Source organism: Legionella bononiensis (genome assembly GCF_016786215.1).
GTDB lineage: Bacteria > Pseudomonadota > Gammaproteobacteria > Legionellales > Legionellaceae > Legionella > Legionella bononiensis.
Genome location: NZ_JADOBG010000010.1, coordinates 410056 through 421794 on the forward strand (window position 1 = coordinate 410056; position 11739 = coordinate 421794).

Here is an 11739-nt window from a genome sequence, read left to right on the forward strand (position 1 = left end):
GTAATCAGTGAGACCAGGGTTTAAACTTTTGGAAATGATTAAATAAGGTATCAATTATTGTCTATGCTTTAAAATAGAATCCTCTATAACATCAATAAACTAAATGAATAAACAATTGGATGAGCTCAAAAAACAAAACAATGAATTGCGCACCAAGCTTGCATTGATTGAAAATGAGTGTTGTCAATTAAAAAGTCTTATTGAAGCCTTACCCGGAGACATTTACTGGAAAGACCTGAATGGGATATGGTTAGGTGTGAATGAACGAGGTGAAGAAAGTTTAAAACGCATGGGCTTTATTCGTCATCGAGAAGAGGTTCTTGGCAAAACGGACTACGAATTATTTAATAAAGAAACTGCCGATATATATCGAAAAAATGATTTAGAGGTCATTACTAAAAAAATTGAAATAGCGTATGAAGAGAACGTAGAACTTGTGACAGGTGAGAATCTGACACAGCTTTCTACTAAACGACCAATATTTGATAAAAATGGCGCGGTATCAGGCGTTGTAGGTAATACTATTGATATTACCTACCTTAAAAACATTGAACGAGAATTGAAAGCAGCCAAAGAAGCTGCTGAAGCGGCAAATCAAGCTAAAACTGAATTTCTTGCCAACATGCGTCATGATATTCGTACCCCTCTTTCAGGAATTGTAGGGTTTGCGGAATTACTCAAATCAGAATCTCATGAAGAGCGTATTAAAGAATATTCTGATAACTTAGTGGCATCAAGTCACGCCTTATTAAATTTAATGGATGAAGTGCTTGAAGCGGTTCGCGTAAGTTCTGGGGATATTCCCATGCTCAAACGAAAGTTTAATCTCATTCAAACCGTTGAGTCAGTTGTAGCTCTTTATTCCTCTAAAGCTCAACACAAAAAAATCGATTTGTCCTTAAAAATAGACGAAAGAATGCCTCTTTATGTATTGGGTGATAAAATCAGATTGCATCGTATTACTCTTGAATTAATAGGAAATGCCATTAATTTTACCGATAAGGGATATGTTCACTGCCATGTAGAGCTGGTCAAACAAAAAGAACGAAATATAGTGATTAAAATCACTGTTTCTGATTCAGGCCTGGGTATTCCAAAAGAAAAACAACAAGAAATCTATCTGCAATTTAAACGCCTAACTCCTTCTTATCAGGGAATTTATAAAGGAACGGGATTAGGACTTTATATTATCAAACAATTTATTAATGAGATGGGTGGGGAAATTTATGTTGAAAGTGAACCAGGAAAAGGTTCTTGTTTTACATGTCTTATTCCTTTGCAAGAATCCTTACTTGATGATGATTCCGGAATTGATACTGAAGAGTTGCTCAAAGAAGAACAACCCTATTTATCACCTCTATCTCATCAAGTTGCTGCGACTTCCAAGCGGAATAAACTCCCTTATATTTTAGTAGTAGAAGACAACCTTATTGCTCAATCGGTAGCTAAATCCTTGTTGTCTGCTTTATCTTGCCAAGTAGATGTAGCATCAGAGGGTACAACGGCTATTACACTTTGTGATAATAACAAATACGACTTGATTTTTATGGATATTGGTTTAGGAGAAGGCATTGATGGATATGAAATAACTCATCATCTCAGAACAAAATCACCTTTAGCGCAGGCTACACCGATTATTGCGCTTACTGCTCATTCTGGGGATGAAAACAAACAACGCTGTATTGAAGCGGGTATGGATGCGGTGCTCACCAAACCTTTGACTCAAGCCCATGCCACTGACATTCTTAGAACCTTTGTGCCTTCGCGACACACCCCAGCTGCACAAGAAGAGTTTGCGGTAAAACGAGAACTTCCTGATAATAACTTAGAACTATTTCAATTAGAGCAATTTGCTCTTCTTGATGACGAGCCTGCACTTAAGAACTGCGGCAATAACAAAGCCATGTTGATGGAGTTACTCTACTTAATGGCCAATAAAGAATTACCTGCTGATTTAGAACAGATGAAAAATGCTTTTAAAATGCAAGATTACCTTTTAATTGAGAAAATCACTCATAAAATTAAAGGTGGAGCAGTATATGTTGGTACAACCAGAATGAAATATGCATGCCAGTATGTGGAACGTTATTGGAAAACAGGAAAAAGAGACTTATTCGATCAATTGTATTACCAGGCTGTAGCTACTATAGAAGAAACGTGCCTTCATATTGCAGATTGGTTAAAAAAACAAAAAAGCCCCTAATTAAATCAAACACCTTATTTAATTTGCGCCAAAATTGAGAAATGAAGATGGTTATAAATATTCAAGCAGAATGGAGCACCGCTCTCCAGAATCCATTTATACAATGTTAGACTTGTATTATTGAGTACATTGGTGGATCAACAAAGCCACAAAAGAAAATGAACCAACAGGAGAAATAGTTTTAGATGTGATTAGAGCCAAATGACTAATGATGTAACTGCTGGATATATTATTAATGACGTGGAGCGGCTTAGAAAGCCAATGCAATTAATTACAGATTATTTTTTAAAGTGTATGGGTGTCGCAAATTCAGCAGTTATAGTTGAAATGCATCATCTTCAATTTGGACCGCAGTGAGATCCAAATTCACTTATCTCATAAAAAAGACTTTAAGATTCGGAACGCGCTGCGCTCCATAACTTTAATTTGGCAGACAGTGTCGGCCAAATTAGTTCACACACTCATCGGTGCGAACCATTATGAAAATCTTTTATGCACATTTTTATCGAAAAAATAAAAGTATAAAGCTAAATTTTTAGGGCTCTCAAAAGCATTTTCAATTAAATAATATTGTAAAGAGTTTGCAGCTGAGCCTGTATCTGAGAGTGGTGAAACAACACATAGCCAGGATTTAGCACCATCTTCAATTTTCCACCACATGGATGTGTAATGGATTGGAATATTTGGCTTCACGCTTTCGTTCATGGATAAATTCTTTGCAGATTCCGTACTGATTTTTTTATTGTTAATAATAAAGTAAGATTTATCGTCACAAACAACTGCCCCATAAATAGCACCATCTATTTTACTATCAAATTGGTTTTGACAATTAGCCTCGTTTTTCTCATTGAATCCAAATCCATCAAGCTCTTTCATAACAATAGTATTTTTTGCAGCTTTCATATTTTTACAAGATTGAATAATGTCCACCCCAGGATCTGCTCTTAAAGTAAACGCCAATAAAATGCTTACCATGAACATTCCTAATTTTGCTAAATACATTGCTTTCCTCCCCATGCGACAAGAAAGTCGTCGCTTAATTTCCAAAAAATAGCAAATGTAGGCTGGGCTGAAAAGCCCAGCATCATTCACCAAATCTAAATTGTTCAAAATCGTCATCACATCCCCAACTCTCACTCAAAATACCTTGTCTGATAAAACGATGAATGCTCGAGTACTCCCAATCAGAAGGACTAAGAACATAACCATGCTTAACCGGATTAAAGTGAATATAATTGATATGATGCTCATAATCTTGGGCATCTCTAATAACATGCTCCCAATACCTCCGTTGCCAAATACCTCTTTCACGTTTGTTTTTACGAGACTGAGATATATTTTCATCCATAGCAATTTGTATAGAAAAACTGGATTTTATTAAACTTAGGCGTAATGGATAATTCTTGTCACCTTCAGGCAAGACCATCATCATATGGCAATGATCTGGCAAAATAACAATGGCATCTAAATGAAACGGATGGTTCCTTTGCACTTTTTTAAAAGCAAATCTTAACCAGTCAATGTGATTAGTAAGTAAATTACTTTCACGATTTTGCAAATTTAAGGTAAAAAAATAAGTAGCATTAGCCATCATTAATCTTCTGTAACGCATAAGGTTGGATTTTATTATTCCGTTGTCAGGAGCTTATAATATTTTTTTATTTCAAATTCAAGGCGCAAATTAAAATCTTGGTACATATAATTGTAGGCTGGGCTGACAAGCCCAGCATTTAAGAACCTAATAATACTAAGTGAGACCTCAACCTCCATCTCATTAAAATAATCAATATATATGTTCGCTTAAACTATTATGTAAAGTGCCCATAATCAAACTCAATTGCTGGGCTTTTCAGCCCAGCCTACGCTTGCTACGCCATAATCGGCAATATGTCTGCGGATTACCCCAAACCGAAGCCGCTACTTTTAAAGCGGTACTTTTACCACTAGAAGATGCACCTCTAAAATGAAATCCGCCTGAATCTTCACCAGCAATCTTTGCCAAAGCAGGAGCAAATGCAGTAGAGATGGCAAATATTAACCGCGAATTGCCAGAGGCAAGACGGCCTATTGAGTCTCTCCAATCATCCACAGTGCCCGATACAGACATAGCAGATTCAATCGCATGGCTATTTTGAAAAACTATTTTCTCGGAGGAGTGTCCAAAGATATGTGAGGGAGTGGCAAAGAGGTTTTCATGCCACCCCAATTTCTCGACACAACGTGCCCGATCTTCAACAGGGAATACCTGCAAATAAGTAGCCAGTAAATCCCGAGAAATTCTATGAGGTGAAATGGTTAAACCAAGGCTAGCCAATTCTCGTCTTACTTCAGAAGCGTCTCCTTGTAACAAGGCTAATGGCATTGCCCATTGATGAATGACTCCATCATCATCCTGCCATTCAAGTAATCGACCCCACTCCCCACTTTTAGCATCACGAGTTTTAGCCACCACATACAAAGGAGAACAAATCCACTTTGGCGCCATTGGATTACCGTCTTTATCTTTTCCAAGAAAAGACACGCCCTGCTCATTTAATTTAAAATGACCTCCAGCGTATTCACAGGTAATAGGGATATGACCATTTTTGTTTTTTAATGTAATAATTTGATTTTGCATCATCACTGTTTCTCCGACAACGTCCAAGGAAGATAGAAACCCTATCCATCCGTGAACAATCTATTTCTTCTGTGGGATTTATTCGTTGACCAGTGAAAGCAGTTCACCTCGGTCACCAGTAGAGCGATAGATTTTCTGTTGTTGGAGAAAAGACAACACGTCACTTTTTCGATACAAAACCTTACGGCCTATTTTAATGTAGGGAACGCCCTTTCCTTCCCAACGATTGCGCTCCAAAAGTTGAGTGGAACAATCTAAAACAGCGGCCAAAGTGTGTTGATTAAACAACGCAGAAGTTGGTGCAGATTCGAATTCGTTTAACAGTTGTAAACGAGATAGTTTTTTATTCATATGGAACCTCATCAAATGATTATTCATTCAGCTTAATGCCGACGGTATGCGTCCTGCTCGATGAATATCAGTTGACTGTCCGGCCGGATAATAGTCGTGATATTTCATTTTCCGTGACTTTTACAGAACCGTGGATCCGCAAAAGTTTACTGCTCGCGATAAGTATTGCTTGGAATTTAAAAGGCCGTCAAGCCTTTTAAAGCCTGGTGATCTGATTGTTATTAAATGATATTGTTTGTTACTAAAAAAATTTTGCTGGCAGGATTTGTCCCATTTGTCCCAAGTGAATATTTTATATTGGGACACTAAAAATATAGTGCTTATAAGGTTGTCCCCAAGTCCCAATTGCCCCATTTTTTGGATAATTGTTCACATTTAAATTACTAAAGACCATATTTGGCTATTCAAAACGTATTACAGGCTTGTTAATCCTGCCCGCCGAGTCATGATCTAAATTCAACCTTCATGACCTTTTTTTTTGCTTGACAATATTTTAACCATATCCTACCATCGCGTTCTTTTGGGTAATTATTGATCACTTGAAAGGCGTTACTAAACGGTCTATCTTTATATAATACATGTTGAATAAGAGGATTTATGTCAGATTCCAAACAAAAAAGAAGCTTTCTTAAGCCAATGACGGCTGTATTGGCTTTAATTGCCACATCTAGTCCCATAGTTGCTAGTGCTATGCCTAATAGTATGAACTCTCCTACAATACAAGCCACAGAAGCACAATCTAATGTATCTTCAGTAATTGATAATCCACTTTTAATACAACGCGCTGATGCCAAATTTTCAAAAGTAGGACACTATTCTCATAGTTCGCATTCGTCTCACTCGTCACACTCATCCCATTCATCTCACTACTCTAGTAGTTACTAAGAGTAATGAAAATGAATACAGAAGAAATTAATAAACAATCGAGTAATGACCACATAGTTCTCAATTTATCAGTATATTGTCTGAACGTCATCAAGAAGGCTGCTTATAAATTTTCTTCTGAATTTTCAGTTAATTTTGAAAAAATTGATGATGAACAAATTAATGTTTTCTTTGATTTTAACCCAACAATCAATCCTGAAAATAAATCGGAGATAATTCGTCAATTTCAAAATGAACTTTTAGATCAAGATCTGAGAGAAATCGTCTTTAAAGAAACGGAAAATGTTAGAAACTTGATTTTAGCTCATGCTTTTTCAAAAACCACATTAATTGAGTCATAGTTACCATGACTGATGAGCGACTTAAATTTAAACCATTGTCTTACTATGATACTAAAAAAGACGTTCCTTATAACCTGTTACCCTTTAATTTTACCTCTCTTGATTCCAACAGATATGTAGTGACTAATCTAGCTGGTGAGTACGTTGTTCTAACCAAAATAGAATTAAATCATTTAATAACTAAACAACTTTTAGCGGGCACTGAAACTTATAATAATCTGATAGCAAAACATTTTATCTACGATCATAATTCAGACGTGGCTATTCCTTTACTTGCATTAAAATACCGCACTAAAAAAAACAATCTGTCTGACTTCACTAATTTACACATATTTGTTGTTAGTTTACGTTGCGACCATTCTTGCCCATATTGCCAAGTATCACGCCAAATAGTCGATAACTCACGTTACGACATGACCCATGAAACAGCTGATAAAGGAATAGAGTTCGCATTTAAAAGCCCTTCTCGTAGCTTAAAATTTGAATTTCAAGGTGGAGAATCCCTACTTAATTTTGATTTAATCAAATACATTGTTTTGACCGTTGAACAAAGAAATCTATCTGAAAATCGTGACATTCAATTTGTGATTGCCACCAATCTTGTTTTTATAAATGATGAGATTTTAAACTTTTGTAACAGCCACCATATCCTTATTTCTACATCTCTCGATGGCCCAGAGGATCTACATAATAAGAATCGACCTAGACCTGGTAAAAATAGTCACCAGATAACCATACAAGGAATAAATAAGAGCAGAGAAGTTTTAGGTCATCAGAATGTTTCTGCATTAATGACAACAACTAAATCAAGCCTCACCAGAGGAACTGATATTATCGATGAATATATTAAACATGGATTTAATTCAATTTTTTTAAGACCACTAAGTCCGTATGGGTTTGCAATTAAAACAAAAAATTACAAAAAATATGATACACAAGAGTGGCTTAAGTTTTACTTTGATGGACTCGATTACATCATTGAAATTAACAAAAATGGACATTATTTTGCCGAGCAATACGCTTCGATTATTTTAACCAAAATGTTCACTCCCTCTGAACCAGGATATGTGGATCTCCAATCACCAGCAGGTATTGGATTGAGTGCAATTGTTTTCAACTACGATGGAAATGTTTATGCTTCTGACGAAGCTCGAATGTTAGCTGAGATGAAAGATGAAACTTTTAAACTGGGTAACTTGCATCATGATTCTTATGAAGCAATTATTGGTTCAGATAAGTTACTGGATATTCTCGAGCAAACCATGTCAGAAAGTGTGCCTGGTTGCACTGAGTGTGCCTTTCAACCCTATTGTGGAAGTGATCCGGTCTTTCATCATGCAACCCAAGGCGATATGGTTGGCAACAAGCCTAAAAGTGTGTTTTGTTATAAGAACATGGAGATTTTTAAGCACTTGATACGACTGATGGATGATAAAGATACTCGCAATGTCTTATTGAGCTGGGTGAGAGGTTAAAATATGTTAAAACTATACTCTCGAATGAAATCATTATCGAAAATGAATATCACCGAGCGTCTTGTTGCGAAAATCACAGATAACCATTCTATACCAAATGCGCTTCGAGCTAATTTGATATTCGTCAATAAAACTAACTTAGCGAATCTACCAACAGGTTTTAAAGCTTATCTTATTTTTGATAATGAACATATCAGTAACCTAGACAATCAATTAGATAATATCTTTTCCATACCCCAAGATTTTAACTATCTTGAAGCAGATGACATTGTTGTTATTAATCCAGAAAAAAATTCTATCAAGGTCGTTTTCAGAAAAAACACTCCATTTAATTCAATTTTGGTTACTGAAAATTGTAATAATTTTTGCTTGATGTGTTCACAGCCTCCAAGAAATATCAACGATAGATATTTGGTGAATGAAATCCTATCTATGATCCCACTAATAAGCCCATCCGCGACAGAAATAGGCATTACCGGTGGTGAACCTACATTATTAGGTAACGACCTTGTAACTATGTTTAAACGGTTTAAAAATTACCTACCATGTACAGCAATACATGTTTTAACGAATGGTAGAAACTTCATAGATACGCAGCTAGTAAAAAGCATTGCTGAAGTAGCTCATCCTGACTTAATGTTCGGCATTCCACTTTATTCAGATGTACCGAGTATTCATGACTATGTTGTACAAGCGAATAATGCCTACAATGAAACACTAAAAGGCATAATTAATTTAAAATCAGTTAATCAGAAAGTTGAAATTCGAGTTGTCCTACATAAACAAACTTATCAACGCTTACCACAACTTGCTGAGTTTATTACTCGTAACCTGCTATTCGTAGATCATGTGGCTTTAATGGGGCTTGAAATGATTGGCTTTACCAAGGCTAATCTGGATTCTTTATGGATTGACCCTATCGAATATCAAAATGAACTCATCCAAGCCGTTCAAATTTTAGATCGTTTTGGTATGAATGTTTCAATATACAATCACCAGTTATGTCTGCTAGATAAAAGCCTCTGGCGATTTGCTAAAAAAAGCATCTCTGATTGGAAAAATGAATATATGCCTGAGTGTGAGGGGTGTTCAGTCAAAGACAAATGTGGTGGTTTTTTTAGTTCGGCTCATTTTAAATATAGTAACCATATCAAGGCGTTACTATAGTTAAATAAACAGTTTGCAATCAGAAAATATACAGCAAAGATGTGTCACTTTTAAATTATCAATTAAGGGTTAACAATGAAAAAAATAATGTCTGTATTACTATGCACAATTAGTTTGGCAGGATTTGCTTCAGACTACTCTTATGATGTTACAGGTGAAGACGAAAACGGTAACGAACTTGACGGGACAATTTACTCAAATAATGGGGAACAAGATGTAAATGGCGAACTTACAGATGAGAATGGTAACTCCGTTGAATTTAGTGGACAGTGGAGTGGGCATGGTCAAATCAGCGGTGAAACAGAAGATGGAGTTTCGGTAGAGTTAAACACTACCAACTAAACAATAATATCGACTCTGTTCTCTCTCTTATTTTGGATTTTAACTATTGTAAAGCTCATCAGATTAGGGTCATGGAATATTTATATAGACAAATTTAAATTATGTGTCGATAAAATTAATGTTTTATTTTCTACCAAGGTGGTCGATCACTATAATGCACAACTCCCTTCTTATCTGTCCATTTATATACGGTCATAGGCCCAATTGTTATAGTTGGTGTTGAGCTAATATTGGTATTGGTATTGGTATTGGTATTGGTATTGGTATTGGTATTGGTATTGGTATTGGTATTGGTATTGGTATTGGTATTAAAAGGATTGTATTTGATAGAATTATTTGGGGTAGAATATCCACAAGAACAAGATGGAGAGTCTGTTCCGTCAGAACAGAGATAAAATCCAGTTGATGAATTACATCCCACAACTCCTCCATGGTGGGAACAACAACCTGATTTAGCAAAAGTGAAAGAAGGAACCACAAAAAATACAGAAATAAAGCACTCTGCTACTAATTTGTATATGAGGGCTCTTAAGGACATCCTTGATATCCTTTGTAGACACTGACAACTATCTTGTCATCAATAAAAAAAGTGTAATAACAACCAGATTCGCCTGGAGCTTTGAAATAGAGATGTTTTTGAGTCTCATATTGGTTTCCCCAATTTCTTCTATTAACTGGCTCACCACAATTTTCAAGGACAAATTGCAGGGAATTACCTGGTTCAATGAGTTTTCCATTACATCTTATTTTGTCAAATTTTTCTTCTGAAAATGATGTTAGAGGTAGTAAAACTAACAGTAGAAAAGAAATATTGACTCTAGTATTCATATCATATCCTTTTTGACTGAAATACTGATACTTAGAGTATAGACTAAGGAAAAGACTTGGATTTTATTGCGACACAGATGCGACACAAGAAAAAAACATTGCAAGAAAATTTCTTAACTCATTGATTTTACAATGCCGCTGAGAAGAATCGAACTTCCGACCTTTTGATTACGAAACTTTATCAATTCGATATCAATTAATATCATTTAATTACAAAAAACGCATGAACCCCTTTATTTATAAGGATTTATTAATTTATCAAGTATCAATTGGTTGCAAATAATTTCATTTCAGCACACAATTAAGTGTACCCAAAAGTGTACCCCATTATAGACATAAAGGAAGCTAAAATGAGTAACTTTACTGATACCTATATAAAAAGTTTGCGACCGAAAACAACTCGATATGAGGAGTTCGAGGGTGGTGGCTTTGGTATTCGAATAAGTCCTAATAATCTAAAGACCTGGATATACAGATATAAAATTGATGGGAAAACAGATAAGCTTTCACTTGGGCACTACCCTAATATGAGCCTGGCTAATGCAAAAAAACGTTTTATTGAATTAAGTGAACTAAGAAAATCTGGCCAAAACCCTAAAGTCCAAATTCAACTACATAATGAAAAAAAAGACGATACTCTAAAAAAATTAATCTATTCATGGTATGAAAACTACGCTGTAAAAAATCGCAAACAACCACGCCCACTAAAATATCAAATAGATTCCGATATCGTCCCCCTGCTTGGCCATATGGAATTAGAAAAAATTCAAACTAGGGATATCACAGATGCTCTTGATATCGTTGTTAAAAGAGGCGCGCCTATCCAGGCTAATCGTATTCTCAGCACTATAAAACAAGTACTTAATTACGCTGTGAGTCGCGGCTATCTGCAACAAAATCCAGCCAGCAATATTAGGACACGTGATATCGGCGGAATAGAAAAGCCTAGAGAACGTGTTTTAAGCCCAGAAGAAATCAAAATTATATGGAAGTTTTTAGAAAGCGAACTATGTCAAATGTCTGATTCGGCTAGGGTAGCGGTTAAGATTATTTTATTAACAGGGGTAAGGACTTGTGAAATTAGATTGGCCCAATGGCATCAGTTTAATTTCGAACAATCATTATGGACCATTCCACCAGAGCACTCAAAAGGAGCAATTACCGTAAAAATCCATTTGAGTGAGTTAACCAAGAAGATCCTATACCAGCATAAAAAAAGCAGTGATTCATCATATGTGATACCAGGTATTACTGACGATGCACCTCTATCTAAAGATGCCCTGCCCCGAGCAATCAAGCGAATACAAAATCGTGTAGGTATTCCAGAATGGACAGCTCATGATCTCCGACGAACTTTTGCAACACAGTTAGGAGAATCTCTTAATATTGACCCTGTAGTTATAGAGAAGTGCTTAGGACATAAAATGCCACGCATAATGGCAACTTATAATAAAAATGAGATGCTGCTACAACGCAAAGAAGCCTTAAATGCATGGTCAGAATATATTGCAAAAACGATCACTTAACTTT

12 protein-coding genes and 2 pseudogenes are annotated in these 11739 nt (G+C 35.8%); 7 read left to right on the forward strand and 7 right to left on the reverse strand.

Annotated elements, in window-relative coordinates:
• Positions 1–103 precede the first annotated feature (103 nt).
• Together IZU94_RS07075 and IZU94_RS18205 are read left to right on the forward strand one after the other, a co-directional pair.
• Positions 104–2203: an ATP-binding protein gene (locus IZU94_RS07075; RefSeq protein WP_203109323.1), complete on the forward strand. Its 2100-nt coding sequence runs from the start codon at positions 104–106 to the stop codon at positions 2201–2203.
• Positions 2204–2401: 198 nt separating this feature from the next.
• Positions 2402–2560, forward strand: a pseudogene (locus IZU94_RS18205) (integrase); the annotation flags it as partial.
• Between the two features lie 120 nt (positions 2561–2680).
• On the opposite strand, the gene IZU94_RS07080 reads toward IZU94_RS18205, so the two are convergent.
• The 5 genes and pseudogenes from IZU94_RS07080 to IZU94_RS07100 all read right to left on the reverse strand — a co-directional run bounded on the left by IZU94_RS07080 (position 2681) and on the right by IZU94_RS07100 (position 5965).
• Complete coding sequence (locus tag IZU94_RS07080) at positions 2681–3322, reverse strand: hypothetical protein (protein WP_238400348.1); 642 nt, start codon at positions 3320–3322, stop codon at positions 2681–2683.
• Positions 3288–3815, reverse strand: coding sequence for an REP-associated tyrosine transposase (locus tag IZU94_RS07085; RefSeq protein WP_203109324.1), 528 nt, complete (start codon positions 3813–3815; stop codon positions 3288–3290). The genes IZU94_RS07080 and IZU94_RS07085 overlap by 35 nt, the downstream gene beginning before the upstream one ends.
• 255 nt (positions 3816–4070) lie before the next feature.
• Positions 4071–4823, reverse strand: a pseudogene (locus IZU94_RS07090) (DUF927 domain-containing protein); the annotation flags it as partial.
• Positions 4824–4898: 75 nt separating this feature from the next.
• A complete protein-coding gene (locus tag IZU94_RS07095; RefSeq protein WP_203109326.1) occupies positions 4899–5171 on the reverse strand; it encodes a helix-turn-helix domain-containing protein in 273 nt (90 codons plus the stop codon).
• Positions 5172–5614: 443 nt separating this feature from the next.
• Entirely contained in the window at positions 5615–5965 is a 351-nt protein-coding gene (locus tag IZU94_RS07100; protein WP_203109328.1) for a hypothetical protein, read from the reverse strand.
• Positions 5966–6067: 102 nt separating this feature from the next.
• Here IZU94_RS07100 and hxsD point away from each other — a divergent pair, with 102 nt between their 5' ends.
• The 4 genes from hxsD (at position 6068) to IZU94_RS07120 (ending at position 9381) form a co-directional block, all read left to right on the forward strand.
• Positions 6068–6397, forward strand: a complete 330-nt coding sequence (hxsD, locus tag IZU94_RS07105) for a His-Xaa-Ser system protein HxsD (protein ID WP_203109330.1) — start codon at positions 6068–6070, stop codon at positions 6395–6397.
• A gap of 5 nt (positions 6398–6402) precedes the next feature.
• Complete coding sequence (gene hxsB / locus IZU94_RS07110; protein ID WP_203109332.1) at positions 6403–7872, forward strand: His-Xaa-Ser system radical SAM maturase HxsB; 1470 nt, start codon at positions 6403–6405, stop codon at positions 7870–7872.
• 3 nt (positions 7873–7875) lie between these two features.
• The gene (gene hxsC / locus IZU94_RS07115) at positions 7876–9039 is read left to right on the forward strand and encodes a His-Xaa-Ser system radical SAM maturase HxsC (protein ID WP_203109334.1); all 1164 of its coding nucleotides are present in this window, start codon (positions 7876–7878) and stop codon (positions 9037–9039) included.
• A gap of 75 nt (positions 9040–9114) precedes the next feature.
• Positions 9115–9381 carry a hypothetical protein gene (locus IZU94_RS07120; RefSeq protein ID WP_203109336.1) on the forward strand — a complete coding sequence of 89 codons (267 nt, stop codon included), beginning with the start codon at positions 9115–9117 and terminating at the stop codon, positions 9379–9381.
• Positions 9382–9511: 130 nt separating this feature from the next.
• Here the strand turns inward: IZU94_RS07120 and IZU94_RS07125 are convergent, their stop codons facing one another.
• Together IZU94_RS07125 and IZU94_RS07130 are read right to left on the reverse strand one after the other, a co-directional pair.
• A complete protein-coding gene (locus IZU94_RS07125; protein WP_203109338.1) occupies positions 9512–9919 on the reverse strand; it encodes a DUF4124 domain-containing protein in 408 nt (135 codons plus the stop codon).
• Positions 9910–10209, reverse strand: a complete 300-nt coding sequence (locus IZU94_RS07130) for a DUF2845 domain-containing protein (RefSeq protein ID WP_203109340.1) — start codon at positions 10207–10209, stop codon at positions 9910–9912. The genes IZU94_RS07125 and IZU94_RS07130 overlap by 10 nt, the downstream gene beginning before the upstream one ends.
• Before the next feature lie 350 nt (positions 10210–10559).
• Here IZU94_RS07130 and IZU94_RS07135 point away from each other — a divergent pair, with 350 nt between their 5' ends.
• A complete protein-coding gene (locus IZU94_RS07135) occupies positions 10560–11735 on the forward strand; it encodes a tyrosine-type recombinase/integrase (RefSeq protein ID WP_203109342.1) in 1176 nt (391 codons plus the stop codon).
• Positions 11736–11739 lie beyond the last annotated feature (4 nt).

What these genes read in the sequence shown, in the direction of transcription:
- IZU94_RS07075 (WP_203109323.1), top strand. Translation starts at nt 104, where the DNA reads ATGAATAAACAATTGGATGAGCTCAAAAAACAAAACAATGAATTGCGC.
- IZU94_RS07080 (WP_238400348.1), bottom strand. Translation starts at nt 3,322, where the DNA reads ATGACGATTTTGAACAATTTAGATTTGGTGAATGATGCTGGGCTTTTC.
- IZU94_RS07085 (WP_203109324.1), bottom strand. Translation starts at nt 3,815, where the DNA reads ATGCGTTACAGAAGATTAATGATGGCTAATGCTACTTATTTTTTTACC.
- IZU94_RS07095 (WP_203109326.1), bottom strand. Translation starts at nt 5,171, where the DNA reads ATGAATAAAAAACTATCTCGTTTACAACTGTTAAACGAATTCGAATCT.
- hxsD (WP_203109330.1), top strand. Translation starts at nt 6,068, where the DNA reads ATGAATACAGAAGAAATTAATAAACAATCGAGTAATGACCACATAGTT.
- hxsB (WP_203109332.1), top strand. Translation starts at nt 6,403, where the DNA reads ATGACTGATGAGCGACTTAAATTTAAACCATTGTCTTACTATGATACT.
- hxsC (WP_203109334.1), top strand. Translation starts at nt 7,876, where the DNA reads ATGTTAAAACTATACTCTCGAATGAAATCATTATCGAAAATGAATATC.
- IZU94_RS07120 (WP_203109336.1), top strand. Translation starts at nt 9,115, where the DNA reads ATGAAAAAAATAATGTCTGTATTACTATGCACAATTAGTTTGGCAGGA.
- IZU94_RS07125 (WP_203109338.1), bottom strand. Translation starts at nt 9,919, where the DNA reads ATGTCCTTAAGAGCCCTCATATACAAATTAGTAGCAGAGTGCTTTATT.
- IZU94_RS07130 (WP_203109340.1), bottom strand. Translation starts at nt 10,209, where the DNA reads ATGAATACTAGAGTCAATATTTCTTTTCTACTGTTAGTTTTACTACCT.
- IZU94_RS07135 (WP_203109342.1), top strand. Translation starts at nt 10,560, where the DNA reads ATGAGTAACTTTACTGATACCTATATAAAAAGTTTGCGACCGAAAACA.